We start from the raw sequence: 26,980 nt of genomic DNA, 5'->3' as shown, positions 1-26,980 counted from the left end.
GAGAAATGACATATGGCATGGATTTATGTAATCATCGCTGGTATTATTGAAATCTTTTGGGTGATTGGACTAAAAAAAGCAGAGGCACCACTTGAATGGGCTGGTGTTGCTCTATTAATTACAATTAGTTTCGTCTTATTATTTAGAGCTTATAAAGATTTACCTGTCGGCACTGTATACGCAGTCTTTACAGGAATTGGAGCTGGTGGAATTGTTCTTACAGAGATTTTCATCTTCGGAGAACCTTTCTCTATCGTAAAAGTTTTATTAATCGGTTTAATCTTCTTCGGAGTAATTGGTTTAAAACGAGTAACAGAAGAAAAAGAAGCGAAGGAGGCCGCATAAAATGGCTTGGGTATTTTTAATTCTAGCTGGTATTTGTGAAATTATTGGTGTACTCTTTATGAAAGTAGCCACTGAAAAGAAAGGCTGGGCACCAAAAGTTATTTTAATCGCTAACTTCGGCGTAAGCTTCTTCTTCTTATCTCTTGCGATGAACACATTACCGATGGGAACTGCTTACGCAATTTGGACTGGAATCGGAACTGCTGGAAGTGCACTTCTAGGCATTCTCATTTTCCGAGAATCAGCGGATTGGCGTCGTCTTGCTTTCTTAAGCTGCATTCTATGCGGCGCTGTTGGCTTAAAACTATTAAGCTAACGTGAGGTGAATGTCATGTGGAAAGAAAAAGGAAAGAAAATATTAGCATGGATCACACTTGGTATCGTCATTCTATTACAAATAAGTTTTCATATAATAGAATGGTTGTTTCATAAAGTAGTATCCATTCTTACCTTCCTTCCTAGCATGGCACTTGAAATTGCATCTATTGCTTGGTCAATTATTGCCTCCATTGCAATCGTCATTATATGGAGTATCGCCAAGCTATGGAATAAGTTATTTAAAAAGGACAGTACTTCTGAAAAAGAGTAACTGTCCTTTTTTGTATTCATTCAGATTTTCTATAAAAGTTAGATGCAATAAGACAAAGAAGACCAACTATGACAATACTTATACCAATTCCTTTATGCAAATTAGGAAACGGTGATGGTATGTCTGAATAAAAACTTGCTAATATGAGACCGATTGAAACAAAAAGTACCCCTATTCTATATAACCATTTTCTTTTGTTCATCATTCTCCCCTCCTAAAATTTTTCATACACTCCTTTCTTTTGGACATACTACCTAAAAAAGGAGTGAATAATATGCAAAATTCTATACATAAGCAAATCCTATTTTTATTTTTCCTATTTCTTATTCTCATCATCGTTTTCAGCTTTATATTACATACTCCGAAAGATGTACCAAATAGCGTTTCTTTTTATAAACTACTGCTCTCGTATTGTCGTTATTGAAGAAGGTGCCTTTTTTAAGGCACCTTTTAAAATTCTCTTTTTTCATATATTTTTACTGAAACGAAGATAGATGCTATGAACATGCATATTGAACCAATGAATAACAAGCTGTTATATAGCTGAATTTGTTCTAGGTTGATTCCAAAGAAAATAGAAGAAACAGCCATAGATGCTATTAGTATAAAAATCGCAATAAAAATAGTTTTCTTATACCCTAGCCAAAAGGATAGCGGTAAAACCAAACTTAAATACACTAAAATAAAGCTAATACTAGCAACTATTGTCGTTTCAATAAATTCAAATAAGTTAACCCCACTCTTCATTCCCATCGTGAAACAACCGACCGTTACACTTATAAAAAGAATAATAATTGCTACTATATATTTCGCATACACAATTTGTTTTCTCAATATTGGTAAACTATTTACTATAACTTCACTCTCATTTTTACTATCTGCTTCAAATGTTTTTACTGTTGCCCCAATTGTAATAATTACTGACATAATGATGAATAAATTTTCCGTATCTGTTAAGGCCATATAAAAGAAAACAGGATACAGTATGTACCAAATTAAAAATTTCCATTGAATGATGAAATCTTTTAAAATTAGTTGCTTGATCATGTATTACACCTCCTAATATGCAAATGTCCCTTCTATAACTCTGCCTCCTGAAACATTTTCATTGAGAGGAACATTGATATGAATATACTCACTAATACTCCGATACCAAGAACACCCATTGCTAGTGTAGCCTCTTGAGAGTGGAGTACTTTTAGCATAATTATTTTATCACCAAAAATATTGCACATAAGGCCAATCATACCCATTAAAGGAAAAAACATAATCACATTCAAGGCAGTAATAGCTTTATATCCCCCAATGTAATTAACAGGTATCGTTACTACACAATAAATCAAAGTTGCTACTATTGCTGAAAACACTGCATATCCAGGCATGACTATATCCCTGCCCAATAAAATATTTCCTAATATTAAGACTATAAAAGTTACACTCAAACCAGCCATAATAAATAATGTGCTTGAAATATATTTAGCTATAATTATCTCTTTTCTCGTTATAGGCAAGCTCACTAATACTTTTTCCGCTTTACTTTTCTCTTCATAATAAAAAGAAATATATATAATCGTACTACATGTTATAAATAATCCTATTGCAATCCCCATTGGTTCGACGGAATCCTTAAAAATAGATAAAATGGGTATTAAAAAATAGAAAGGAAACATCTTCTTCTGTAAGAAAAACTCCTTCAAAATCAATTGTTGCATATAGATTCTCCTCTCTATAAATCACGTGCTCCGTAAATTTTAATTGTAAGAAACATAGAAGCGATATAAATACTAACTAATGTAATGAATCCAACTATAAATACACCAAGATGTAATGGATTCACAATCCAATCAATGAATGATGTCGTAGCGCTTTCTCCGTCACCAATAAACATTCCAATAATAACACCTATCCCAGCGGCTCCACCTGTAAATATTCCACGTACTACTTTTGATTTTGTCCCATAATAACTCGGGAATAATGCTGTAATATAAACTAAAGAATATACAGCACCTCTGACTACTACATACCAAGGAATTTCAATATACAAATTTGGATGATACACTCCAATATCACCAATGACGGCGATACCTCTTATAAGAAAAACAACTAGCATAGTAGAAATCATGCCACCTACAATGAATATTACACCCGAAATATATTTAGCAATAATGATATCCTTTCGTCCAACAGGTAAACTATTTATAATAACATCACTTTTATTTTTTTCATCCATCGCTATTAGTATCATAGAAGATGATATCGTTATGAGTAAGCAACTCATCGGAAATAACAATTCACCATCTGGATCTAATCCAAAGAAAACAAGGGGCATAATAAAATACACTAACCACATAACCCGAAAAAAGAACAAATCTTTATAGATTAGCTGACGCATAAGCACCTCTCCCTTTCGCAGTGTAAACGATGATATCGTCTAATGTAGGCTTTTCTAGTACAACCTCATTTCCAAACCAATCGATAATTGCTTGTTTATCCTTCGCTAAACCTTCGAAACCGAATTTATTTTTTCGTAATCCAACAAATAGTTCTTTTCCTTCTCGATCTAATAAATCATTGCTTCCCTTTACGATTACGTAGTTCTCCATTAATTCATCTTTTTCACCAGTAAATATAATTTCTCCATCGTTGATAAACGTAATATAATCTGCAATACGTTCTAAATCCGTTGTAATGTGGGTTGAGAATAATACAGATACTTCATCTTCCATTACAATTTCTTGCAACATATCAAGTAATTCACTTCGGACAACTGGATCTAATCCTGCTGTCGGCTCATCCATAATGATAAACTCTGCATGATGTGAAAGTGCGATGGCAATCGCAAACTTCATTTTCATCCCTTTAGATAGCTCTTTAATTTTTTTATACTTTGGAACTTGCAATCTTTGCATATACGATTGGTATTGATTTTCGTCCCACTTTTTATATAACGGTGCAATAATACGTTTCATTTGTTCACACGTTAAATCTTCGTAATAATGATTTTCATCATATACAAAACCAATATTTTGTTTTATGTCCTTTTCAGCTTTCTTATTGTCTTTGCCAAAAATTTTTATATCGCCGCTATCTTTTCTAATTAAATTCATAATCATTTTGATCGTTGTACTTTTCCCAGCACCATTTGGTCCGACAAACCCCATAATATATCCTCGTGGTAATGCAAAACTTATATTGTTCACTGCAAAATCTTGATAACTTTTACAAACATTTTTTAGCTCTAACATCTCTTATTCCCCCTTATATAAACACGCAATCATCTGCTGCAATTCTTCAAGTGAAAGCTGCAACACTTTACTTTCTTTTACGATTTCTTCAGCCTTACTTTCCAATAGACGTAGCCGCTGTTCTTTTAATAGTTCATTATTTTTACGTGAAACATAAGTCCCCTTCCCAGCAACAGTTTCTATATATCCTTCTTTTTCAAGCTCCTCGTACGCACGCTTCGTTGTAATTACACTAATTTGCAATTCCTTCGCTAAGCTACGAATAGACGGTAATTGGTCTCCACCCTTTAAACCACCATTTAAAATAAGCTGGCTTAATTGTTTTCTTATTTGCACATAAATAGGGTCTTGGGAAGAATTCGAAATAATAATATTCATGTTTTCCTCCAGTGTGTGTATATACTGTATATACCTTATATATACAGTATATACACAGCATCCTATTTTTGGCAAGAAAAAAAGACCAACATTTTCCTGTTGGTCTTTCGTATATGTATCACTTTTCAAAGCGATCTAACATCTCATCTCTCATTCCGAAACTTACTACTGCAATTCCTATATACATAAACAGAAGGAATGCCGGATGAACCGTGTTGTACCAGCTGCTGTCAACGATTAAATAAATCGTTAATGCCACAACAAGAACAAACGCTAAGATAAACATATAAAAGTGTCTTGTACTACCCATGATAAACTCCTCTCTTCTCACTTCACCATTCAACAGTTTATTTTATCGAATAATTCGATATGACTCAAGGTTAACTTTCTGTTATGTAATCAAGTTCCACCTTTACAATGTCCTCACATGCTATTGAAATGATTGTTCCTTGTTTATCAATCGCCGTCACTTCTCTATTATCCATTACACGATTTGCTACTCTTTCTAACACTTTTCCTTGGTCTCGATAGCAAAATTCTTTTACATCTTTAATTGTTTCTCCATTTTCTAAATGGTATACCATTCTATAACATCGATATCCCACACTTTCACCCCCGTCTTGTTCGTTTTTTCACATATACATAAAAATGAGTAATCTTTGCCTCATCACATCTTCTTAATTTCAATAAAATTCTAACAAAAATAAATACTTTTATCAAACCGACTTTTTCAACAAAACTACCTATAAAACTACACCTTTACACCATTAGGAAACAAAAAATATAATTTTTCAACATTTTCTTCACTATTTCTGCACAAATTCTCCATACAAAAAAAGAACCCGCCGCAGCGAGTTCTTCTTTTGTTATTCTAATCAAACTTGTACAGGAGCCGGCTTTGCATAACGTAAAACTGGTTTACGTGCAGCCATCGTTTCGTCTAAACGTTTAATGACTGTCGTATGCGGTGCTTCTTGTACAACTTCTGGATTTTCTTCTACTTCTTTAGCGATTTGAATCATCTTATCAATGAAACCATCTAATGTTTCTTTTGATTCTGTTTCTGTCGGCTCAATCATAATACATTCTTCCACATTTAATGGGAAGTAAATTGTTGGTGGATGGTAACCGAAATCAAGCAGACGTTTTGCAATATCTAATGTACGTACGCCAAGTTTCTTTTGACGACGACCTGATAATACAAATTCATGCTTACAATGTCTATCGAATGGAAGATCGTAGAATGGCGCTAATCTTCTCATCATATAGTTCGCATTTAATACAGCATACTCAGTTACTGCACGCAAGCCATCTGGACCCATAGAGCGAATATACGTGTATGCACGAACGTTAATTCCGAAGTTACCATAGAATGGCTTCACACGACCAATTGCTTCTGGACGGTCGTAGTTGAAGTGATAACCATTTTCCGTTTTTTCTAAAATCGGTTTTGGTAAGTACGGAATTAAATCAGCTTTCACACCTACTGGACCAGAACCTGGGCCACCACCGCCGTGAGGACCTGTAAATGTTTTATGAAGGTTTAAATGCACAACGTCAAATCCCATATCTCCTGGGCGTGCTTGGCTTAATACCGCATTTAAGTTTGCACCATCATAGTATAACTTACCGCCTGCATTATGGACGATTTCTGCCATTTCTAAAATATTTTCTTCGAATAGACCTAATGTATTAGGATTTGTTAACATAAGTGCTGCTGTTTCTTCGTTTACAACACGTTTTAAGTCTTCTAAGTCAACAAGGCCATTTTCATTTGATTTTACTGTAATTGTTTCAAAACCAGCTACAGTTGCAGATGCCGGGTTCGTTCCGTGAGCAGAGTCAGGTACAATTACTTTCGTACGGTTAAAGTCACCTTTCGCTTCATGGTATGCACGAATTAACATTAAACCTGTCCATTCTCCGTGTGCACCAGCTGCTGGTTGTAAAGTAACAGTATCCATACCTGTAATTTCAATTAAATGCTCTTGTAAGTCATACATTAATTCCATTGCACCTTGTACTGTCTTTTCATCTTGCAGTGGATGAATATTTGCAAATCCTGCGAAACGAGCTACACTCTCATTAATTTTCGGATTATATTTCATCGTACAAGATCCAAGTGGATAGAATCCAGAATCAACACCGTGGTTACGGTTTGAAAGTGCTGTATAGTGGCGCATAATATCAAGTTCAGATACTTCTGGTAGCTCTGCATCTTCTACTCGAATATAATCGCTCTCAAACACATCTTCTAGTTTCACTTCTTCTACATCTAATTTGGGTAAGCTATATCCTATGCGTCCTTCTTTACTCACTTCAAAGATAAGTGCTTGGTCTTGATTCTTCATTGGATAGCCCCCATTTCGTTTACAAGTGTGTCAATTTCCTCTTTTGTACGAAGCTCAGTTACTGCTACAAGCATATGGTTTTCATGCTCTTTATAATCACGGCCTAGATCGTAACCACCGATAATATTCTTTTGTAATAATGCATCGTTTACTTCTTTCACTGGACGTTTGCAATCTACAACAAACTCATTGAAGAATGGTCCAGCAAATGTTACTGTGAAGCCTTTCGCCTCAAATTGACGTTTTGCATACTGTGCTTTAGAAATGTTTTGACGTGCCATTTCTTTCACACCTTGTTTGCCAAGTGCCGTCATTGCAACAGAAGCTGCTAATGCATTTAACGCTTGGTTTGAACAAATATTAGACGTCGCTTTATCACGGCGAATATGCTGTTCACGTGCTTGTAACGTTAATACAAATCCACGTTTACCATCTGAATCTACAGTTTGTCCAACAAGACGTCCTGGAATTTTACGCATAAATGCTTTCGTTGTTGCAAAGTAACCACAGTGCGGTCCACCAAACTGCGTTGGAATACCGAATGGTTGTGCATCACCGATTACAATATCAGCACCAAATTTCCCTGGTGGTGTTAATGCGCCTAATGATAATGGATTTGAAGAAACGATAAATAATGATTTTTGTTGATGAACGATTTTTTCAATATCAGCTAATTTTTCAACTTGTCCGAAGAAGTTTGGATATTGAACGATTACACAAGCAACTGTATCATCTACTTCACTTTGTAATACGTCTAAATCTGTTACACCATCTTTATGATTAATTTCAACAACTTCAAGATTTTGACCTTTTGCATACGTTTCAAGTACTGCTCTTGATTCTGGATGAACCGCGCTAGATACAAGAATTTTCTTTTTGCGAGTATGGCCAGCTGCTAACATTGCCGCTTCAGCTAAAGCTGTACCCCCGTCATACATAGAAGAGTTTGCTACATCCATTCCTGTTAATTCACAAATCATTGTTTGGAATTCAAAGATTGCTTGTAATTCCCCTTGTGAAATTTCCGGTTGGTATGGTGTGTAAGCTGTATAAAATTCTGAGCGAGAAATAACATGATCTACAATTACTGGAGCATAATGATCGTATACGCCTGCTCCTAAGAAAGAAGCGTATTCTTTTAAGTTAGCATTTTTACTAGCCATTTGAGATAGCTCTTTTAAAAGCTCTGGCTCTGATTTTGCTTCTTTAATTTTTAAATCCCCTTTAAAACGAACACTCTCTGGAATATCAGAGAATAATTCATCGATCGTTTGAACGCCGATCGTTTGTAACATTTCTTTTTTGTCTTCTTCTGTCATTGGAAGATAACGATGCAACATGAAATCTACCCCTCTCCCCGTTACTTTGAACGTTTGTAAAATGGTGTTGGAACAACTACTGCTTTGACGCGTTTATTACGAATTTCAATTTCTACTTCTGTATCAACTGCTGCGTATTTTACATCAATTAGTGCTAAACCAATGCTTTTCTTTAACGTTGGAGATTGTGTACCACTCGTTACTTCCCCAATTTTTTCTTCACCAATAAATACAGGGTAATGCGTACGAGGAATTCCACGTTCGATTACTTCGATGCCGACTAATTTACGAGGCGCACCGTTTTCTTTTTGCTCTTTTAACGTTGCTTTTCCAAAGAAGTCTGCTTCTTTATTTGTTTTTACCGCAAAGCCAATTCCAGCCTCAATCGGTGTAATATCTTTTGATAATTCTTGTCCATAAAGTGGTAATGTTGCTTCGAATCGAAGTGTATCACGAGCACCTAAACCACATGCTTTTAAGCCCTCTTCTGCTCCAACTTCAAGAAGTTTCTCCCAAAGTTTTGCAGCATCTTCACTCTTACAGTAAATTTCGAATCCATCTTCACCTGTATAACCTGTACGAGATACAAGTGCTGAAATTCCATCTACAAGAATATCGTTTTTAAATTTAAAGAACTTAATTTCTTTCAAATCTTCTGACACAACTTTTTGTAAAATGCCTTCTGCTTTTGGTCCTTGAATTGCAAGCTGTGCAACTTCACTAGAAACATTGACTACTGTCGCATCGCCAATTACATGACTTGCTAACCATTCGTAATCTTTCTCGATATTTGATGCATTGATTACTAATAAATAGTCTTCTTCACCACGTTTGTAGATTAATAAATCATCTACTGTACCACCATTTTCGTAGCACATAGCTGTATATTGTGCGCCCCCTACCTTTAAGGTAGATACGTCATTTGTAACAACACGTTGTAAAAATGCTAAACTATCTACACCTTTTACTTCAACTTCTCCCATATGAGACACATCGAACAAACCTGCAGCTGTACGTACAGCTTCGTGTTCTTCTTTAATGCTTGAAAATTGAACTGGTAATTCCCAACCACCGAAGTCGATTGTTTTCCCACCATACTTCGCGTATACATCAAATAACGGTGTACGTTGTAATGTAATCATGCTCTCTCCCCCTTATGCTTTGACAAATCAATAAAAGTTGCTTCCTTTTTCTAAACATTTTCATTCTGAAAAGATAGGATATACGGAATCTCATTATATTTTTTTATGAAAGCGTAAATAAAAAATCACTTTCTTGGATAAAATACGAAAGATTCCACACATTTCACACCATTATCCTAACATCATTCGCTATATTTCATCAATATTCTAGCATAAAAAATAATTTAGAATTTTTTATTTTAAAACACAATAAATACAGCTTTTGAGATTTAATACTTTATTATTGTCTATCATATAGCCTTTAATAACGATAATTATGCCTTCTTTTGAGGCAAATCATCATACATTAAAAAATAATTACTTTAGTTTATAAAAGGTGGGAGAGTCGTAATGAATGTCGATATTTCCGTAGATCGGACGTGGCAAAACAATTTTTTAAATAGAATTGATGAAGATGGTCCTTGGACAAACTGGGATTTATATCACTTAGCTTATGAAACAGAAAAATCGTTACTTGTTCCTACTTTTGATGGACTACAAGCACCGAAACATTTATCCCATTTCACGCCGCTTCCGCATCAATTAGAAGTCGCTCAAAATGTGATTGAACAAATGAATGGTAAAGCGATTCTAGCAGATGAAGTAGGTCTTGGAAAAACAATCGAAGCTGGACTTATTTTGAAAGAATACATGGTCCGCGGGCTTGTGAAAAAGGTACTTATACTTGTCCCAGCCTCTCTCGTATCACAATGGGCATACGAGCTGAATACAAAGTTTTTCATTCCCGCTGTAGCACAAAAGAAAAGCTACTCGTGGGAACAAGCTGACGTAATCGTATCATCAATTGATACTGCGAAACGTTCACCACATCGCGATATCGTGTTGAACTTAGAATATGACCTTATTATTATCGATGAAGCACATAAACTGAAAAATAATAAAACAAAAAACTATGAATTTGCACAACGACTAAAAAAGAAGTTTTGTTTATTACTAACCGCTACTCCTGTTCAAAATAAGATTGATGAAATTTTTAACCTTGTTTCTTTATTAAAGCCAGGACATTTAGGCAATCAATCCAACTTTGAAGAATATTACGCTTCCAAAAATCGCTCAGCCAAATCAGATGAAGACTTAAAAGCTCTCATTAACAAAGTAATGGTGCGAAATAGACGACATAATACCGGTATCGATTGGCCGAAGAGACATGTACGTACAATTTTTGTTGAGTTTAATGAACAAGAACAAGCTCTATATAATGATATCGAAAATTGGCGAGGACAAGACGCCTTCACATCTGCTTTCTCATCGTTAACTTTAAAACGGGAAGCGTGTAGTAGTCGTGAGGCTGTTTACTATTCATTGAAAAAGCATGTAGAAAAAAGACAGAAAGAAAATGAACATTATATAAAAGATCCACATATCGATGTGCTAATGGACAAAATTAATCATATTCCTTTCAACTCGAAAGCAACTAAAGCTCTAGAGCTTATAAAAGAAATTGACGATAAAGTCGTCATTTTCACGGAATACCGAGCATCACAGATGTACTTACAATGGTTTTTACAACAACACGGTATTTCTTCTGTCCCATTCCGCGGTGGATTTAAACGCGGGAAGAAAGATTGGATGAAGGAACTTTTCCAAAATCGTGCCCAAGTGTTAATTGCAACGGAAGCTGGCGGAGAAGGCATTAACTTACAGTTTTGTAGCCATATGATCAATTATGATTTGCCATGGAATCCAATGCGTCTTGAGCAAAGAATTGGACGTATTCACCGTCTCGGTCAAAAGAATGATGTTCATATTTATAACTTAGCTACAAAGCATACTGTTGAAGAACATATTCTGAAACTGTTATATGAAAAAATCAACTTATTCGAGCGTGTTATCGGTGAACTCGATGAAATTTTAACGAGAATTAATATGAAAAACATCGACGCGCACATTCAAGAAATTTTCGCGCAATCAAAAAGCGAAGGTGAAATTAGAATTAAGATGGAAAACTTAACATCTATAATCGACTTTGCGAAACGAAATGAAGCTGAGGTGCAAGGCTATGCAGCAACATGAAATTCATAATTACTTATACAATTTCTTTGAGGCGAATAACTGTGAAATTTTAGAACGTTCTCCTCATTTATTAGATGTACAGTTAACAATTGAGATGGATAAATTATTAATGAATCGCCCTTTTTATTGGCACTATCTTGAGAAAACAGGAGGCGTACCGAATCCGATGCGCCTTACTCTTATTACAAATCCAGAAAATGAAGAAAATGATGGTGAGCTTATTCACTACGGTTCACCACGTCTACATCAAATTTTCCAAACGACAAAAGAATTAGGCTCTTACATACGTTTATATGAGGATGTAAGACATAATGGGGCAACACATACACCGCTCCACCCTTGGCTCGGTATTAATATAAAAGTTTCCTATCAATGTGATCGAAAAAAAGACATCCTTCACTCGATTGGCATTCATCTCATTTCTGGAACAATGATGGCAAACTTTCATGAAACATTAACAAACATTAAACTTACACCAAAAATACCTGATTTTTGTTTTACGCTCTCGCCCATCATTAAACCTCAAAGTGGTTTACAACGCATAGAAGACGCTTTAAAAAATATAATTGCAGAAGATGACCATACGTGGGCAAAAGAAGCAAGAGTGCGTTGGAATCATGATCTAGACCTTTTAAACCGTTTTTATGAAGAAAGTGACGAACTTCCTGAGAGCTATGAAATTGAAAAACAAGCTCTGCAAGAACAGTATGAACCACGTATTACAGTGCAAATTATTAACGGTGGCCTTTTTTATGTTACCGCGAATCATTTTCTATCTTGAAGAAGCTCCTTCTGCTTTAGAAGGAGCCTCTTTTGAGCTATTTTCTACCCTACTCGCTATCGCCACTACGCTCTTGCTGTTTTTTCTGTGCCATACGTTTCTGCTGTGCACGATCCTTTGCGCTCACATGATTTGCATCAGTTGGAAGATTTTCTTTCGAACGTCCAATTCCATTGCTCATCTTTCCCACTCCTTTTTGCGTTTTTCAAAATACATGTTTATTTTCAGCTAGAGTTACAATCCTTATACAAAAAAATAAGAGCAGCCATTGGCTACTCTTACTCGCTCACATATTTTTGAAACATATCATGGATGCCTTTATTTACTAGGTTCGAGATCTGCTCGTCAGATTTATTCGGATAACGATCACGCAATCTGATAGATGCCTTCACCATTAAATTTTCTAATACAGAACGGCCACCTTCTCCATAAATAATTTCAGCATATTTAACAAGCCTTCCATCCTCTACTGTTGCTGGATTATGATTGAAGAAAAATTTACTCATTGTCTCCACCTCTCTCTTTTGATAACGTTTACATTTATATAGATTATTTATGTTATTTATTTCACAATATTGTATGCATGTATATTTAATTAGTTTCATTATAAAGCAACATATCGATAGTAAATATGTGATTTTCCGTCCATTTTGTGAACAAACTAAAAATGAAAGCGTTTCCTTTATTATATACTAAAAAAACTTACTACGCTAGGGGCAATTTTTTTCAATCTACTAATCCCTCAAAAATTGATATATTTTTTCTTTTCCCATTAAACCTTATACAATTTTCAGAAATTATATTATAAAATATATGTATGACTTAAGGAGGCTTTGTATGAATCAAAATAAAAAAGCTATATTAGATCTTGTCTTTTATCTCGTAATCCCATTCCTCATTTGGAAATTTGCAAAACCTTATATCGATCCTTATTACGCGATGTTACTTTCCTCTGTTCCGGGGATTATTTATACACTGTATACCTTTAAAAAAGAAAAACAGTTTAACGTGACAGGGTTCTTTATTTTAATTACACTCATTTCTAATACAACGGTAGATCTATTATCTGGGTCAGCTGAACGAATGTTATGGAATGATGCATATTATCACATCGTACTCGGTATTATCGTCATATGTACAATTTTTATAAAAAAACCACTTATGTTATATTTCGCAGCAGATATTGCCGCACTTCAAGGTCATGACCGTGATAAAAGTCGTGAGCTTTATCGTGATAGTCGTATATATCCAGCACTGCAATATTTAACGTTATTTTTCGGGCTACAATTTATATTAAAAAGCTTTTTAAAAATTTATTTCATCTCTGTTTTTGGTGTAGATGGCTACGGTGAAATGAGAGCGATTATGACCGCTGTCGGCTGGGGCATTTCTATTTGTATCGGAATAGGGTTCGTATGGGTGAACAATAAAATACATGCCGTTACGGAAGAACAAGAATCCGTGCAGTAAACAAAGATCCCCTAGTGTATTACGACACTAGGGGATCTTTATTTTGCTAGACATATGACTAAAATTTAACTTGATTTTTTTCTTTTACTTTTTACATTTCGATAAAACAAAGCAGCACTCAGCGGCATAACACCAAACCACTTATTCATAAATGGCTCTTTTTCAGCACGGCGTTGTTCTTTCTTTTGTTTTCGATCTTCTTTTGGAGCATCCATATACGACACAAACTGCTGCGTCACAAAGCGAACATAATCATTAGTAGACATATTATCATCACCTCTACTTGATTAGTATGTCCACTTTTTTATACATTAATCTTTTCCTTTAATTCATTCATAATTTGCTTTACAGACTTATTTGTCGTATCGATATGAATATGAGCCTCTTCATAATAAGCTCGGCGTAATTCAAATTTCGTTACAAATGCATCTATATCTTTCTTTTGAAATAATGGACGTGTCGTATCTTCACGAAGCCTTTCTGCAATTACATGCGGATCACAATATAAATACACGACAGTTCCGTTCTCTTTCATCCACTTGCGATTTTCCGCTCGTTCAATAATTCCCCCACCAGTTGTAATAATGACATTATGGACTGGTAGCGAACGTAACATTTCGCTTTCATATTCCCGAAAAGCCGTTTCGCCTTCTTCGGCAAAAATATCACGAATTGCCTTCTCTTGCTTCTCTTCGATTTTTTGATCAGTATCTACAACATCCATTTGAAGTTCTTTACTTAACGCTTTTCCAATTGTTGTTTTCCCTGCTCCCATGTAGCCGGTTATGTATATAGATTTCATTTTCTGTCCTCTCAATCGTCATTTATTAATTGTTATTATAACGAAAGATGCTACTTTGTTTAATAAAAAAACGTTTTGTTCTTATACTATGAAGAACAAAACGTAACACTCGCTTTTACTTATAAGTACCTCTTCTCACCCACTGCGTTGCAATCCATTTCTCGCCTTTCGTTACAGGTGCCCCTCCGTGTAACGTAAGCTCATTTAGTGATTGATCTTGATAAAAATACTCAAAGTATACTGCCATTCCCTTTCTAGGATGTACAGAAAGATTTAATTTCGGGAAGTACGTTTCCCCGCCTTCTTCTACATCATTTAAGTACATTACAAGCGTACTAATACGATTGTTAGCAGCTGATCTACTATGTTCCGCAAAATAATCATAGTGTGCTTTATATTGTTGATCCACTTCATAATTTAAAATGTGTAATCCTTCACCATGCGACGCAGGAACATTCATGATAGATGAAATTCGTTTTTCAATCTTTGAAGTAAGTTCATTGTCTTCCAAAAATGCACCGCTACTTGTTCGAATATCATTTACATCACGTGATGAACCAACTTTAGACCGCTTCATTTTATTTTTAGACATTTCAATCAATTCACCACACTCTTCATCACTTAGTACATTTGCTAATACGACAATAAGAGGTTCTTCGAATTTTGAAATAATGTGTATTTCTCTATCCTCTGTCATAATCTTATTTCCTTTATGATCAAAAATAGTTTGTTCCTTATTTTCACCTATTTGATTGTTGTTTGTCATTTCCCTATTCTCCCTAAAAATAATGATTGGATAGCATGAATATATCACATTCTTTCTACCTTTCTCTTTTTTGAGAAAATTTAAACTTTTAATCGTTATATTTATCCATTTCTTCTAAAAAATCAATTCAATTTACAATAGAAATCCCTGGTTTTTCTTCTTATTTTTACATATTATCCTTCTATCCAATCGACTATTTTTCCATCCTTCTTTCTATACCGAAAGCTCACCGTATAGAAAGCTTCCTGTTTGAGTGTACACTGCAACGCAACGAGAATTAAATCATTTTCAAAGATATAATTTCCACTCACTTCTCCCTTTTCATACTGAAAGAAAAATGCACCTTCTTTTTCTTTTTGCTGTAAGTCTTTTTTTATATCTGTAATAGATCGGTTAAGTAGTTCATCCAGTAAAAACTTTTGTTCTATTTCTATATAAAAATTTTTATCTGTAAACAACATATTTGTTTCGTATATAAAAAAAGAAGTTAATAAAATAAGAAAGATGAGTGTTCCAGGCATTGTAAACCCATTTTTCCCTCTCATACATTCATTTCCATTTCACTATATCGCATAACTACACCTTCATATATTTTTCCGCTAGTATCTTTCACATTTATAATGAGTACATGAGGTGTTAGTTTGTAAGAAACCGTTCCAATATTTTGTAAAACAACTTCCCTCCCGCGCCTATTTACCTTTCTTATAAGACGACTATTCTCTTTTTCATACGATACTTCACTCCCATTACGCGATCGAAATCGTAAAATACTTTCTCCATTTTCAAATGCTAGCTGTTCTCCAGATGATACTTCACGAAACTCCAATTGCATTTGACCTAAAAATACATCCCACTCCCAATCATTTAATCCTTTTGACTGTTTATTTTCCATTTCAATGAAATGTAGGCGGGGAAAGAGCAAAAAAAATATTGATAATAGAAACAGACATACAATCATTTCTATTAATGAAAAACCAAATTCTAATTTATTTTTTCTCCTACATAAAAGCATTGTTCCATCACTCTGTCTTTCACATCTCTCCACATGGTACAAACTTCATTGCCTCCCCAATATGTGTAATACACAATTCCATTTATATTCTTTTCTATTATTCGCTTTTCTTCATTTCCATACATATATATAATTGCTTCCTTTTTTAATAATCCAGATGCCTTATAACGAATTTGTATATTTTTTCTTTCTTGCATAACTAATACTGTTTGCGGTAGTAGTAACGATACAGCCATCATTAAAATACTTAACGATACAATCATTTCAGCCATTATGGATCCTTTTTGACATTTCACGATACGTAAATCTCCCTCTTCCAAGCTGAAATACAATTTCATATTTATAATTTCGATATGAAATTATAATCGTACCACCTCTATTAATATTTCCACTTGGATTATATGTCATCGGATTTGGAAACGTATGCAAATCAATTTGTATATCTTCTTCATACTCCCGCTTGACGATATAATACTTTGTACCTGACTCTTTTATAGCATACATATTTCTATCTTTATGCCAACGTAATGTATAGTGCTTTTGACGATTTATCGCTAATTGCTGCATATACAAAATATCATTTGAAAACTGTCTCAAAAATTGTTCAACTTTTTGTCGCTCGTATAAGGAATGAACACTAAAATACGTAACTACACTTAATACAGAAATAGCAAATAAAACGAGTAACATTTCTAAAAAAGTAAACCCCTGTTGTTTCACAATGCCCTAATTGATACTGCGCCATCATCTGAAATATGAATAGATTCGCCATTCGGGCACTTATCAGTTGTAATATACTTTTCATCTGTCAGTTCTTTTAACGATGGAATTTTATTATGTTGTAATTGATATACTTGTATTTGTGCTTCTATAGATTTCACGTAAGCTGCACACCCTTTTCCTTGGACCGATGAACGCTGTGTAACTACATTTGGAATAATTAATAGTAATAATATAGTTATGACAACCATTACTAATAGCATCTCTAACAGAGTAAATCCTTCCTCATTCCGCATACAAATGCCCCCTAAATAGAATTCATCATTTGAAACATTGGCATAATCATCGCTAAATACATAAGGACAACGATTCCTCCAATACATGTAAATAAAATAGGCTGAATGATAACTAACATATGTTTAATTTTCCGTTCCATCTTTTCCATAATAAGATCGCTATAGTCACCTAATTCAATCGCTAAATTGCCGTTTGCTTGTCCATGCGTAATAACATAAGAAAGTTCTTTCTCGTAATACCCACTTTTAGCAATGATAGATTGTAACCGTTCTCCTCCAATTAATTGTCTTTCAATCCGGCTCGCTTCATATTGAAAGAACGGATGATATCTTTGCTCCATCATTATTGTTAAAGCTTCGCATACTGATAGTCCACCATTTAATAAACCACTCAACTGAGTAGCAAAATAATGTGAATGCTTTAAAATAAGAAATGTTTTGATGAGGGGCATACGAAGCATGATTTTTACCTGGCTAATATGTGGAAGTTTCCTAAAATACAACATATACAAACTACATCCAATAATAACAGTTAAAATAACGGTTAAAATAATGTAAGGCAGCAGTTTTATTGCACTTAAAATTTGTTCTGTAAGTAGTGGTGTATTAGAACCGAACGAACTATAAACCATTTCAACCTGAGGTAATAAAATGAGGTTGAAAATAAAAAGCATGATTAGTAGAAAAAACATTAAAAACATAGGATACTGCATGATTTTCATCATGTCTCTCCTATACTTATCTTTCTTATAAAGAAGTGCACTTCCTTGTTGCAAAGCAAAAGAAATATCACCATGTCGCTCGGCATAAAATAAATAACTTAACATGTCCTGATGAAACTTTAACTGATGAAAAGAATCGTGTAGACTTTTCCCATCTTTTAACCCCTCAATCATGTGCTGCAATTGTACTTTCTTTTCTACAGGTAATTGAAACTGTAAAAATTCTAATGCTTGTAAAAGAGAGTAGCCTTTTTCTAGTAATTCTCCTAAACGTTTCAACAATACTACTTGATCACTTAAACTCCAAGTTTTCTTAAACATAAACATCATCTTCTAAAAAACCTAAAGCATATCCTTTTCTTATTGACGATTCTAAAGTCTCATGTTTGTAAGTAACACATTCTCCATCTGCTTCTTTAAGCGCTTGTTTTAACTCATATCCATATAGCAGCTCATAAATGCTTGCTTGCCTTACTTGCCTCATTGATTTACATAAAGTTGAGCACTTTCCTCTGCAAAACGGACACTTCAATTCGACAAGTCGCTGTGCAGCTACAGCCAATAAAGACTGTTCAATCTCTTGCCTCGTTATACCATAATCCATGAAACGAATGATTGCTCCTTTCGCATCATTCGTATGCAACGTTGTCATGACTAAATGTCCTGTCAAACTTGCTCTTATAGCTATTTTTGCTGTTTCTTCATCACGGATTTCACCGACTAAAATAATATCTGGATCATGACGTAAAATAGCCTTTAATCCTGTTTCATATGTGAGACCCGCTTTTTCATTTATTTGAATTTGTAATACATCGTCACTTCTTTTTTCAACCGGATCTTCAAGTGTAATGATGCGACGTGTTTTCTTTTTTCTAATTACCTCTAATAATGCATACATTGTCGTTGTCTTCCCAGAACCAGTCGGTCCAGTAAACACGAGTAGCCCCTGTGAATAGCGTAAAAACGAGAGTAGTTTTGCTGCCGTACTTGGAAATAACGAAAGATGTGATAAGGGCTGCACAGATGCTTGTAAATGAAGGCGAATAACGAGACTTTCTTGATATACTGTTGGAAGTGTTGAAAGGCGTAAATACACTTCTTGTCCATCAATTTGCAAATACAACGAACCATTCTGTGGCTTCCGTTTCTCTCCTATGTCCATAGATGCTAAAAATTTAAAATGTGAGACAAGTTTTTCTCCAAACTCCTTTTTAATACAATGTCTCGTCATTAAATCTTTTCCTATACGTAGTTGCACCGCTACATCCTTCTGCCGGGGCACAATATGTAAATCTGACGCTTGTACCCTACACGCTTCTTTTAAAATTGTATTCGCAAAAATTTCAATCCCATTCATCACTTTTCCCTCCTCACTATGTATATAGCATGAAAACATGCACAATAAAAATTTGGAATTTTGTATTTTGACTAGAACAAAAAGGAAAAATATGTTTGTGAAATTATGAACAATTTCCGAATTATTGTCTGAAATTACCTATACTCATGTTTATCTGTATTATAATGTTATTATCTTGGATAAAGTGATAAAGGTGGAGATCCTCATGGAACAAGCTTTAAAAATTACAGGTGTATTATCTGACCCAACTCGTTATTACATTTATAAATATATTTCGCAAAAACATAGTTACGTAACGGTACAAGAAATTGCAGATGAGTTTGACATTCATCCAAACGTAGCGCGTTTACATTTATCTAAACTAGAAGATGTTCATATGCTAAAATCGGAAACGAAGAAAACTGGAAAAGGCGGACGACCGAGCAGATTGTATGTCTTATCTGAAGATGTTATCCAATTACAATTTCCATTCCGTGATTATCAATTGTTAGCAAGAATCGCATTTAATTCTTTACTTAGCCTTGGCGCTGCTGGTGAAAAAGCGCTATACGAAACAGGAAAACAATTCGGGGCCGAATTAATGCAACAACATATGCAACGTTTAAATGTGAGTGAAGATGCTTTAACAGTAGAGCAAAAAGTTCAAATTGCAAAAGAAGCTTTCTCAACAGCCGGCTTATCACCTGCATTTGAATTAAGTGCAGATGGAACAAAAATTTTCTATGATGTACACAATTGTCCATTTAAAGAAGTTGCTGTTCATCATCCAACTGAAATTTGTAACATGCACGGAGATATGATGAAAGGCATTTTTGAAATCCTATTCCCTAACATGGAATTAACTCGACATGATAGTCTATTAGATGGATGTAAATCTTGTAATTATAAACTAACAATTTAATTTATCATATAAAAAGAAGCCAATAATAATTGGCTTCTTTTTATATGAACGAATATTTACAATAGTAAGAAAAATAAACTATAATGAAAAGAGGTTTTACTTTTTCTAGAAAAGGAGGGAAATAGCATGGATCGCATGTTTCGCGTTCTCGGCTTTTGGACTGGAATTTTCTCGGTTATGTTTTACGTAGGAGATATGCAACAGGCTGCACTACTATTTTTAGGACAAACAGGTTTCTTCGTACTTTTAAGCTATTTAAAATTAACAGAGCGTATGTATATATACGTATTCGGGGCATATTTAACTGTTTTCTTCATAGGATTTACATACTACACGACATTTTTACTTGTCCCTGGGGCTGGACATTAAAAGATGGCATTTTGCCATCTTTTTTTTAATCCCGGAATTTCCTAGTTGACTTATAGGTTTTATTACCTTATATTCTATATAACAGATTGGAATTAGGGGGAATCAACATGAATACACTGCTTGTCGGAATTAACGTTGCAGTCATGCTCATCTTAGTTGGCGTATTATATTATATGCAACGTAAGCATGTATCTTTTAATAAACGTGTATTTACCGCTTTAGGAGTCGGAATTTTATTCGGTCTTATATTACAATTCATTTATGAGCCAACTTCTAAAGTAATTATTGAATCAAATACTTGGTTTGGCTTAATTGGTAACGGTTATGTGAAATTACTTCAAATGATCGTTATGCCACTTATTTTAGTATCTATTATTTCAGCATTTACAAAATTACAGTTAACGAAAAACCTTGGTAAAATTAGTGGTCTTATTATAGGAATTTTAATTCTTACTACAGGTATCGCTGCAGCTGTCGGTATCGCTGCAAGTGCAGGATTTGATGTATCTGCAACAGGCTTGCAACAAGGTGATGCAGAATCTGCTCGTCTGAAACTAGTTGAAGAAAGATTTACTTCTATTGAAAAGACAACAATTCCAGATAAATTATTAGAGCTATTGCCTACAAATCCGTTTCTTGATTTAACAGGCGCTCGTCCAACATCAACAATTTCTGTCGTAATATTTGCAGCCTTTATCGGCATTGCCTTTATAGGTGTAAAACGAAAATATCCAGAACAAGCAGAGCTATTTAAGAAAATGCTTGATGCTGTATATGCAATCGTAATGCGTATGGTAACATTAATTTTACGCCTTACTCCATACGGCGTATTAGCTCTTATGGCAAAAACAGTTGCTGGTAGCGATATAAATGCTATTTTAAAGCTTGGTAACTTCGTGTTAGCCTCTTATGTAGCACTTATCGTAATGTTTATCATTCACTTATTATTAATTGCATTGTCTGGTTTAAATCCAATTCAATATTTGAAAAAAGTGTTCCCTGTACTAACTTTTGCATTCACATCTCGCTCTAGTGCTGGTGCGATGCCATTAAATATTGAAGCTCAAAAAGAAAAGCTTGGTATCTCCGAAGGAATTGCAAACTTCGCAGCTTCATTTGGGGTATCTATCGGACAAAACGGTTGCGCAGGTATTTATCCAGCAATGCTTGCAATGATGGTCGCTCCAACTGTAGGAATTGATCCATTACAACCACAATTTATTTTAACTTTAATCGCTGTTGTTGCTATTAGCTCATTCGGTGTTGCCGGAGTTGGTGGCGGTGCAACATTCGCAGCTTTAATCGTACTATCTACAATGAACTTACCAATCGGTATTGTTGCTCTAGTTATCTCGGTTGAGCCATTAATCGATATGGGTCGTACAGCTCTTAACGTAAGTGGTTCTATGACAGCAGGTCTTATTTCAAGTAAATGGCTTGGTGAATTAGATCAAGATACGTACAATCAAGATGATACAAAAACTGGTGAAATTGCTTCATAATGAAAAAAAGACGCTAACATACAATTGTTAGCGTCTTTTTTATTCCGTTCCCTCTTTATAAATCTTATCTTGAGAATTATCACTCCAAGTATTCTTCTAATTGCTCTTTTAACTCTTCCTCAATCTCATAACAAGATTCATCAGCGAGTTCTCCTACTTTCTTACTACCCAAAATGTTTGATTGAATTGGCATTCCTAAAAAGATTCTTTCACATTCCTAAATTGGAATATTGTGAAATTTAATCATCTCTTTTTCTTCATCTAATATAGCTATAGCAACTGTTGAATAATAACCCACCTCAAAGGGATTCTCTTTTTCTCTTGCAAATCCCATATCTAATTCCATGTTTTTTTCTATGTATAAATGCGAATACTCTTTATACAATTTAAGTGACATTCGCTCTATTTCCTTCTCCATACATTGAATGTTCTCTTTTAACTCCAACGTAAACTCCTGTTCTTTATATTTCATTTTCGCCTCCTTAAACATAGAAAAAGAGAATACAATAATATATTCTCTTTCCTCAAATATATTTCATTATCTCACAGCCCGTCCTTTTCACAAATAACCATTTTGTTCGCACCATTTATGAAATTGTCCTACGTCTACTCCAACTAACACGATATCCTTTAGCTCTACATCAATAATTTGTTCTCCAATTACAATAGCAAACTGCGATGCTAATTTTGTCTCGTTTTTCTTTACAATTCCAATTCGGTTCCGATGCGGTCCATCTTTTATATATGCTTTTTGTCCTACAATATCAAAGTTCAAGATTCTCACCTCTTTTACTGCGCTCAAATTGGAAATACGATCTCCACCTCGGAAAATTTCCTTTCATTGCACTATTTCTCTATATATATGACGAAACAATAAAAGAGTCCTTCCTTCTTTACAATTATTTTTTCTTTGTTTCATTTTTGTGATTGAAACGTAAAGTTTATAATAAAATACACTTGGAAGCGCTTTCTATGTAATTTTTTATGTTATAATATAAAAGTAGAACTTCGTAAAGAGGGTTAAAAAAATGAATACAAAAATGATTAAAAAAGTAATTGAAGCATTAAAAGTATATGGCTTTCAGGATGTATCATTCTGTGACAAAACGAGGCAATTTTTATTTCATAACGAAACCGATATTATGAGCGGCTATGCAGAAATAACATATAGTAGTCAATTTGAAAAATTCAACGTACAAATTCATCCAATTGAAACACATCACCAAGCAGAGTTACAAGAGGTTGAAAGACATATACAAGCTTGTATAAGAAAAGTGGAATATTTAAACGCACTTCTTACCGGGCAGACAAAACTAGATGATAAAATTATTATTATGTAAAAAAAGAACGTGATTGAATCACGTTCTTTTTTCATTATATGTTCATCTTTTCCTTTAGTTGTAATCCTGTAACAGATTCTAATACATCCATCGATTCTCCAAATGTCATATCAAAAATTGTATTGTCCTCTATGTACGGAAACTGTCTGAAACGCTTTTCTAACACCTTTACAGCATCTGATGTAAAGTTTGCACTATCAATGCCAAATTCTGTTTCAAGAAGAACGATCCAATCTAACACATGAAAACCTAATCCATTGACGAATGCAATAAGTTTTTCTTCTGGGTTTGAAGATAAGAATACTTGGCGTTCCATCTCACTAAAAAGTTCTTCTCCTAAGATTTCAGCTAACTCATCATCATGTTCACGTTCAACAAGTTCTTCGTAGCCGTAATCATCCACAAGCTCTTCTACTTCTTCACTATCCTGACAAAGCAATTGACTAAGAAGTGCCTCTTTCTTAAATTCACTATTTTGTACGACTTCTAAAAAGCTCGTTTCCCATCCATTTTCTAATTTCATATTATGTACTCCTTTATATACGTTTCTTATCATCACTGTACCCAAAAGATCACTTTTATAACCTTTTAGGTAGTTACTATTATTTCACATGATTCATAACATAAGATGCAAACTCAGCTACATCTCCTTCAAAAATATTTATTTCTGGCAAGTGATAGAACGTTGTTTGGAGCGGGTTTCCTGCATGATATACATATATCGTTTTCTCTAGTGCAATCGCCATTCCAAACTCTGTATGGCTCCCGTTTCCGCCATCTAATATAAGTAAAAACACATCCGCTTCTTTTACAGCATTTTTTTCTGCCTGACCAATTTCTCTTAATTGTTCTTGATTCACTGCTCTTTCGTTTTTGGTCCAATCATATGTATGGTGCCATCCTGCATGTTTCAGTTCATTTGCTACGGAACATACTAGATGTTTATTTTGGAAACCTGAGGCGATATAAAAATTCATTTATATACACTCCTTCATTATGTATCGGGAAACTCCTTTTTAGCGTTATTTGTTATAGCTATAATAAATAACAACTTCAAAAAAAATCCCCATCTTTAAAACTTATTTGCGTTTAAATGATGGGATGCTTCATGGTCTTCTTTTATTTTTTGTTTTTTATAACTTTCATCAGCTAACATTTCTAGTTCAGCTGTTATCTCTGATTTTTCAAGCTCTCTTTCTTGCGAAAATTTCCTTGAAATATAAACAATAACACTACCAACGTACAACACAAAGCATATAATAAGTGCAGTATTTTCATAGAGACTTAGCTCCAACACAGTCACTCCTAATCCATTCGTATTTTCACGCTTCATTAATTGGAATTTCCCTATTAACCCATTTGTTATCCCGCTATTTGAGGGCAGTAAACCCCCCTCCTCAAATTCCAGTGAAAGCAAAGAAGTTAGATGGAGGATGCCCCCAACTGATTAAAGTTTCACTTTATTGTAACATAAAAATATCAATTCTTGGAATCTTTCACCCTACTAAAAGAGGCATGATTGTTTCATCATGCCTCTGAAATATTTTGAATGATTGTTTTAATTGCTTCTTTTCCATTATATTTTTTTAGTGCTGTTTTATACTTCTCATTATTTTGATTCAATTCTTCGACATACTTTATAAGAGATTTTACAGTTACATCTTCTTCATATAATACGGAGGCATACCCTTGCCTTTCAAAGGACTCTGCATTTAATATTTGATCTCCACGGCTTGCAAATTTCGATAATGGAATTAAAACCATCGGCTTTTGTAATGTTAAAAATTCAAAAATTGCGTTGGAACCCGCGCGTGAAATAACAAAATCTGTTACCGCTAATATATCTGGCAGTTCTCCATGTACATATTCAAATTGTCTATATCCTTCTTTATTTTGTAAACTTTCATCAAGGTTACCTTTTCCGCAAAGGTGAACAATTTGATACTTTTTAAGAAGTTCTGGTAATGCTTCTCGAGCCGTATCATTAATTTTTTTCGCGCCCAAGCTACCTCCCATAATCGTAATAACTGGCTTTTTACGTGAAAAACCTAAAAATGCTAAACCTGTTTCTCGATTTCCCTTCAGCACTTCTTCACGTACAGGAGATCCCGTATATATTACTTTTTCTTTCGGTAAATGTTTCGCTGCTTCTTCAAATGTAACAAATATTTTCGAAGCAAAACGAAGCGCAATTTTATTTGCTAGTCCTGGCGTCATATCAGATTCATGTAATAAAACTGGTACTCTATTTAGCCATCCTCCAATTACGACTGGTACAGATACGAAACCGCCTTTTGAAAAAATCACATCTGGTTTTAGTTTTCGAATCCTTACATACGCATCCATAACACCGATACGATAAACTTAACTAAATCTATACAATTCAATCAAATTTACACGAGTTAGTGCTTCATCGTGTTCTCGCAACCCCAAAGGGACGAGGGGTATAACACTCCACACGAGGCAGTATCGTTACCTCCTATTATCAAGCATTTATTTTACCCATCTTGATAAATTTATCGCAGCATTTACATCCCTATCGTGATAGCTATTGCATGAAGCACAACGCCATTCACGAATCTTTAAACTCCACTGTCCTTCTGGTTGAACTGAATGGTCGTATTTCACTCCGCAACATGAGCAAATCTTGCTTGAAGCGAACCATTTATCAGCTTTTACATACGCAATGCCGTACTTCTCGCACTTGTATGACAAACATTGAAAGAAGAAGTTTAATTTTTGAAATGAAAATGCTTTCGATAGTTTTTTGTTTTTTAACAGGTTTGAAATAGATAAGTCTTCCACAACAATCCTCATTGGTTTGGTTTTCACCAATTTAGCTGTTGCTTGATGGATATGGTTATTTCGGATATTCATAATTTTCCTAGATAACCGCAGGTGCTCAGCTTTCGCTTTTTCATATCCAGCAGATTGAATTTTCACACCTTTTTTAAATCTCCTAGACATATCTCTTTGCGCTGACTTTTTCCTTTTCAAAAATTTTTTAACCTTGGCATCTTTGTTTATATTTCGTTCTTTCGTACCATTAGAAGCTACAAAAAGCTCTTTTAAACCAACATCCACACCAATCGACTCATCGGTTAATTCTTGTGATTCAAAGTCTTCTTGGAACCCTACACTCATCCACCAGTGACGACCGTCAAAGGTAACTCTTGGATTGGATGGTTTTTTATTCCTTGGTAGTTGTTGGCTTGTTTTCACTTCTCCAATAGACTGAATATGAACTACTTTCTTTCCTATAACCAGTCTTTCATAATTGGCATAAAATCCTTGGATTAAATCTTTTTTGGATTTATAAGAAGTGTGATAACCATTTTTGTACTTTTTGAACGAATGTTTTCTCGCCGTATCAAAATCTTTTGAAGCCTGTTTGGGAACTTGTGCGTTGATGTCATTTAACCACTCATATCTATTTCGCTTCTTGATCTTTGTAAATCGTTTCTGTAAAGCTAACTGTGAAACAGATTTTCCAAATAGCT

The 26,980-nt window shown here is 34.5% G+C and carries 39 protein-coding genes and 2 pseudogenes; 11 read left to right on the top strand and 30 right to left on the bottom strand.

Translation table 11 applies throughout. The features are described from left to right. The first annotated feature begins 12 nt into the window (after positions 1-12). Genes CQ064_RS14100 through CQ064_RS14090 form a run of 3 tightly spaced genes read left to right on the top strand, consistent with a single transcriptional unit; the run spans position 13 to position 934 of the window. On the top strand, positions 13-345 hold the full coding sequence (locus CQ064_RS14100) for a DMT family transporter (protein WP_000312339.1): 333 nt from the start codon (positions 13-15) through the stop codon (positions 343-345). 1 nt (position 346) lies between these two features. Next, on the top strand, positions 347-661 hold the full coding sequence (locus CQ064_RS14095) for a DMT family transporter (protein WP_000312623.1): 315 nt from the start codon (positions 347-349) through the stop codon (positions 659-661). Positions 662-676: 15 nt separating this feature from the next. Next, positions 677-934 carry a DUF3975 family protein gene (locus tag CQ064_RS14090; protein ID WP_000265371.1) on the top strand — a complete coding sequence of 86 codons (258 nt, stop codon included), beginning with the start codon at positions 677-679 and terminating at the stop codon, positions 932-934. 16 nt (positions 935-950) lie between these two features. Here the strand turns inward: CQ064_RS14090 and CQ064_RS14085 are convergent, their stop codons facing one another. From CQ064_RS14085 to gcvT, 11 genes are all read right to left on the bottom strand, one after another. Continuing rightward, on the bottom strand, positions 951-1,139 hold the full coding sequence (locus CQ064_RS14085) for a hypothetical protein (protein WP_003271658.1): 189 nt from the start codon (positions 1,137-1,139) through the stop codon (positions 951-953). 245 nt (positions 1,140-1,384) lie between these two features. Continuing rightward, positions 1,385-1,981, bottom strand: coding sequence for an ABC-2 transporter permease (locus CQ064_RS14075; protein WP_000595342.1), 597 nt, complete (start codon positions 1,979-1,981; stop codon positions 1,385-1,387). 32 nt (positions 1,982-2,013) lie between these two features. Continuing rightward, positions 2,014-2,646, bottom strand: coding sequence for an ABC-2 transporter permease (locus tag CQ064_RS14070; RefSeq protein ID WP_001186546.1), 633 nt, complete (start codon positions 2,644-2,646; stop codon positions 2,014-2,016). Positions 2,647-2,660: 14 nt separating this feature from the next. Then, the gene (locus CQ064_RS14065; protein ID WP_001249424.1) at positions 2,661-3,326 is read right to left on the bottom strand and encodes an ABC-2 transporter permease; all 666 of its coding nucleotides are present in this window, start codon (positions 3,324-3,326) and stop codon (positions 2,661-2,663) included. Then, positions 3,307-4,179 carry an ABC transporter ATP-binding protein gene (locus CQ064_RS14060; protein ID WP_000891323.1) on the bottom strand — a complete coding sequence of 291 codons (873 nt, stop codon included), beginning with the start codon at positions 4,177-4,179 and terminating at the stop codon, positions 3,307-3,309. Before CQ064_RS14060 ends, CQ064_RS14065 begins: the two co-directional genes overlap by 20 nt. 3 nt (positions 4,180-4,182) lie before the next feature. Next, positions 4,183-4,557, bottom strand: a complete 375-nt coding sequence (locus tag CQ064_RS14055; protein WP_001021349.1) for a GntR family transcriptional regulator — start codon at positions 4,555-4,557, stop codon at positions 4,183-4,185. Between the two features lie 118 nt (positions 4,558-4,675). After that, on the bottom strand, positions 4,676-4,867 hold the full coding sequence (locus tag CQ064_RS14050; protein WP_000535933.1) for a hypothetical protein: 192 nt from the start codon (positions 4,865-4,867) through the stop codon (positions 4,676-4,678). Between the two features lie 70 nt (positions 4,868-4,937). After that, positions 4,938-5,141, bottom strand: coding sequence for a DUF3929 family protein (locus CQ064_RS14045; RefSeq protein WP_000262496.1), 204 nt, complete (start codon positions 5,139-5,141; stop codon positions 4,938-4,940). A gap of 291 nt (positions 5,142-5,432) precedes the next feature. Then, positions 5,433-6,908 carry an aminomethyl-transferring glycine dehydrogenase subunit 2 gene (gene gcvPB, locus CQ064_RS14035; protein WP_000795695.1) on the bottom strand — a complete coding sequence of 492 codons (1,476 nt, stop codon included), beginning with the start codon at positions 6,906-6,908 and terminating at the stop codon, positions 5,433-5,435. Continuing rightward, positions 6,905-8,248, bottom strand: coding sequence for an aminomethyl-transferring glycine dehydrogenase subunit 1 (gene gcvPA / locus CQ064_RS14030; protein WP_000903240.1), 1,344 nt, complete (start codon positions 8,246-8,248; stop codon positions 6,905-6,907). Before gcvPA ends, gcvPB begins: the two co-directional genes overlap by 4 nt. Before the next feature lie 20 nt (positions 8,249-8,268). Beyond that, entirely contained in the window at positions 8,269-9,369 is a 1,101-nt protein-coding gene (gene gcvT, locus CQ064_RS14025; protein WP_000631775.1) for a glycine cleavage system aminomethyltransferase GcvT, read from the bottom strand. A 390-nt stretch (positions 9,370-9,759) separates the two neighbouring features. Here gcvT and CQ064_RS14020 point away from each other — a divergent pair, with 390 nt between their 5' ends. Beyond that, entirely contained in the window at positions 9,760-11,442 is a 1,683-nt protein-coding gene (locus CQ064_RS14020) for a DEAD/DEAH box helicase (protein ID WP_001100042.1), read from the top strand. Further along, on the top strand, positions 11,429-12,223 hold the full coding sequence (locus tag CQ064_RS14015) for a YqhG family protein (RefSeq protein ID WP_001183963.1): 795 nt from the start codon (positions 11,429-11,431) through the stop codon (positions 12,221-12,223). The genes CQ064_RS14020 and CQ064_RS14015 overlap by 14 nt, the downstream gene beginning before the upstream one ends. A 49-nt stretch (positions 12,224-12,272) precedes the next feature. Here the strand turns inward: CQ064_RS14015 and CQ064_RS34075 are convergent, their stop codons facing one another. Together CQ064_RS34075 and CQ064_RS14005 are read right to left on the bottom strand one after the other, a co-directional pair. Continuing rightward, complete coding sequence (locus CQ064_RS34075) at positions 12,273-12,404, bottom strand: hypothetical protein (protein WP_000064665.1); 132 nt, start codon at positions 12,402-12,404, stop codon at positions 12,273-12,275. 97 nt (positions 12,405-12,501) lie between these two features. Further along, the gene (locus CQ064_RS14005; RefSeq protein ID WP_000032702.1) at positions 12,502-12,729 is read right to left on the bottom strand and encodes a hypothetical protein; all 228 of its coding nucleotides are present in this window, start codon (positions 12,727-12,729) and stop codon (positions 12,502-12,504) included. A 73-nt stretch (positions 12,730-12,802) separates the two neighbouring features. Between CQ064_RS14005 and CQ064_RS14000 the strand changes: the two genes are divergently transcribed. Together CQ064_RS14000 and CQ064_RS13995 are read left to right on the top strand one after the other, a co-directional pair. Beyond that, positions 12,803-12,919 carry a hypothetical protein gene (locus tag CQ064_RS14000; RefSeq protein ID WP_003279814.1) on the top strand — a complete coding sequence of 39 codons (117 nt, stop codon included), beginning with the start codon at positions 12,803-12,805 and terminating at the stop codon, positions 12,917-12,919. 141 nt (positions 12,920-13,060) lie between these two features. After that, positions 13,061-13,693, top strand: coding sequence for a VC0807 family protein (locus CQ064_RS13995; protein WP_001073111.1), 633 nt, complete (start codon positions 13,061-13,063; stop codon positions 13,691-13,693). A gap of 65 nt (positions 13,694-13,758) precedes the next feature. On the opposite strand, the gene CQ064_RS13990 is transcribed toward CQ064_RS13995, so the two are convergent. The 10 genes from CQ064_RS13990 to comGA all read right to left on the bottom strand — a co-directional run bounded on the left by CQ064_RS13990 (position 13,759) and on the right by comGA (position 19,368). Beyond that, positions 13,759-13,959 (bottom strand): YqzE family protein, encoded by a 201-nt coding sequence (locus CQ064_RS13990; protein ID WP_000106083.1) that lies wholly within the window; start codon positions 13,957-13,959, stop codon positions 13,759-13,761. Positions 13,960-13,997: 38 nt separating this feature from the next. Next, a complete protein-coding gene (aroK, locus tag CQ064_RS13985; protein WP_000836649.1) occupies positions 13,998-14,495 on the bottom strand; it encodes a shikimate kinase AroK in 498 nt (165 codons plus the stop codon). A gap of 115 nt (positions 14,496-14,610) precedes the next feature. Next, positions 14,611-15,261: a 2OG-Fe(II) oxygenase gene (locus CQ064_RS13980; RefSeq protein WP_000183853.1), complete on the bottom strand. Its 651-nt coding sequence runs from the start codon at positions 15,259-15,261 to the stop codon at positions 14,611-14,613. Positions 15,262-15,434: 173 nt separating this feature from the next. Next, positions 15,435-15,806 carry a competence type IV pilus minor pilin ComGG gene (gene comGG, locus CQ064_RS13975; protein WP_001214374.1) on the bottom strand — a complete coding sequence of 124 codons (372 nt, stop codon included), beginning with the start codon at positions 15,804-15,806 and terminating at the stop codon, positions 15,435-15,437. After that, positions 15,803-16,273 (bottom strand): competence type IV pilus minor pilin ComGF, encoded by a 471-nt coding sequence (gene comGF, locus CQ064_RS13970; RefSeq protein ID WP_000923097.1) that lies wholly within the window; start codon positions 16,271-16,273, stop codon positions 15,803-15,805. Before comGF ends, comGG begins: the two co-directional genes overlap by 4 nt. Then, positions 16,243-16,545 carry a hypothetical protein gene (locus tag CQ064_RS13965; RefSeq protein WP_000829462.1) on the bottom strand — a complete coding sequence of 101 codons (303 nt, stop codon included), beginning with the start codon at positions 16,543-16,545 and terminating at the stop codon, positions 16,243-16,245. The genes comGF and CQ064_RS13965 overlap by 31 nt, the downstream gene beginning before the upstream one ends. Continuing rightward, positions 16,538-16,993, bottom strand: a complete 456-nt coding sequence (comGD, locus tag CQ064_RS13960) for a competence type IV pilus minor pilin ComGD (RefSeq protein ID WP_002094140.1) — start codon at positions 16,991-16,993, stop codon at positions 16,538-16,540. The genes CQ064_RS13965 and comGD overlap by 8 nt, the downstream gene beginning before the upstream one ends. Continuing rightward, positions 16,990-17,289, bottom strand: coding sequence for a competence type IV pilus major pilin ComGC (gene comGC, locus CQ064_RS13955; protein WP_001243321.1), 300 nt, complete (start codon positions 17,287-17,289; stop codon positions 16,990-16,992). Before comGC ends, comGD begins: the two co-directional genes overlap by 4 nt. A gap of 11 nt (positions 17,290-17,300) precedes the next feature. After that, positions 17,301-18,332: a competence type IV pilus assembly protein ComGB gene (gene comGB / locus CQ064_RS13950; RefSeq protein ID WP_000475180.1), complete on the bottom strand. Its 1,032-nt coding sequence runs from the start codon at positions 18,330-18,332 to the stop codon at positions 17,301-17,303. Next, positions 18,325-19,368, bottom strand: coding sequence for a competence type IV pilus ATPase ComGA (gene comGA / locus CQ064_RS13945; RefSeq protein WP_001013177.1), 1,044 nt, complete (start codon positions 19,366-19,368; stop codon positions 18,325-18,327). The genes comGB and comGA overlap by 8 nt, the downstream gene beginning before the upstream one ends. Positions 19,369-19,573: 205 nt before the next feature. On the opposite strand from comGA, the gene CQ064_RS13940 reads away from it, so the two are divergent. The 3 genes from CQ064_RS13940 (at position 19,574) to CQ064_RS13930 (ending at position 22,140) form a co-directional block, all read left to right on the top strand. Then, complete coding sequence (locus CQ064_RS13940; protein WP_000434124.1) at positions 19,574-20,269, top strand: helix-turn-helix transcriptional regulator; 696 nt, start codon at positions 19,574-19,576, stop codon at positions 20,267-20,269. A gap of 126 nt (positions 20,270-20,395) precedes the next feature. Next, entirely contained in the window at positions 20,396-20,638 is a 243-nt protein-coding gene (locus tag CQ064_RS13935) for a DUF2626 domain-containing protein (RefSeq protein WP_000375619.1), read from the top strand. Between the two features lie 107 nt (positions 20,639-20,745). Next, entirely contained in the window at positions 20,746-22,140 is a 1,395-nt protein-coding gene (locus tag CQ064_RS13930) for an L-cystine transporter (RefSeq protein WP_001094344.1), read from the top strand. A gap of 79 nt (positions 22,141-22,219) precedes the next feature. Here CQ064_RS13930 and CQ064_RS34070 read toward each other — a convergent pair. Further along, positions 22,220-22,612, bottom strand: a pseudogene (locus CQ064_RS34070) (hypothetical protein). Positions 22,613-22,699: 87 nt separating this feature from the next. Beyond that, on the bottom strand, positions 22,700-22,915 hold the full coding sequence (locus CQ064_RS13920; protein ID WP_001008326.1) for a DUF3912 family protein: 216 nt from the start codon (positions 22,913-22,915) through the stop codon (positions 22,700-22,702). A gap of 253 nt (positions 22,916-23,168) precedes the next feature. Here CQ064_RS13920 and CQ064_RS13915 point away from each other — a divergent pair, with 253 nt between their 5' ends. Next, positions 23,169-23,480 carry a hypothetical protein gene (locus tag CQ064_RS13915; protein WP_001093240.1) on the top strand — a complete coding sequence of 104 codons (312 nt, stop codon included), beginning with the start codon at positions 23,169-23,171 and terminating at the stop codon, positions 23,478-23,480. 34 nt (positions 23,481-23,514) lie between these two features. Here CQ064_RS13915 and CQ064_RS13910 read toward each other — a convergent pair whose 3' ends face one another. The 5 genes and pseudogenes from CQ064_RS13910 to CQ064_RS13885 form a co-directional block, all read right to left on the bottom strand. Continuing rightward, a complete protein-coding gene (locus tag CQ064_RS13910) occupies positions 23,515-24,003 on the bottom strand; it encodes a hypothetical protein (protein WP_000764263.1) in 489 nt (162 codons plus the stop codon). A 79-nt stretch (positions 24,004-24,082) separates the two neighbouring features. Then, on the bottom strand, positions 24,083-24,457 hold the full coding sequence (locus tag CQ064_RS13905; protein WP_001012331.1) for a nucleoside 2-deoxyribosyltransferase: 375 nt from the start codon (positions 24,455-24,457) through the stop codon (positions 24,083-24,085). A 95-nt stretch (positions 24,458-24,552) separates the two neighbouring features. Further along, complete coding sequence (locus CQ064_RS13900) at positions 24,553-24,813, bottom strand: DUF3966 domain-containing protein (protein WP_000817964.1); 261 nt, start codon at positions 24,811-24,813, stop codon at positions 24,553-24,555. A 194-nt stretch (positions 24,814-25,007) separates the two neighbouring features. Further along, positions 25,008-25,832: pseudogene (locus tag CQ064_RS13890) on the bottom strand (undecaprenyldiphospho-muramoylpentapeptide beta-N-acetylglucosaminyltransferase); the annotation flags it as partial. A gap of 141 nt (positions 25,833-25,973) precedes the next feature. Further along, on the bottom strand, positions 25,974-26,980 hold a 1,007-nt coding region (locus tag CQ064_RS13885), incomplete at its 5' end, for an RNA-guided endonuclease InsQ/TnpB family protein (RefSeq protein WP_105559668.1).

The sequence above is a fragment of the Bacillus sp. MYb78 genome (assembly GCF_002975115.1).
GTDB lineage: Bacteria > Bacillota > Bacilli > Bacillales > Bacillaceae_G > Bacillus_A > Bacillus_A cereus.
This window is presented reverse-complemented; position numbering and strand designations above follow the sequence as displayed.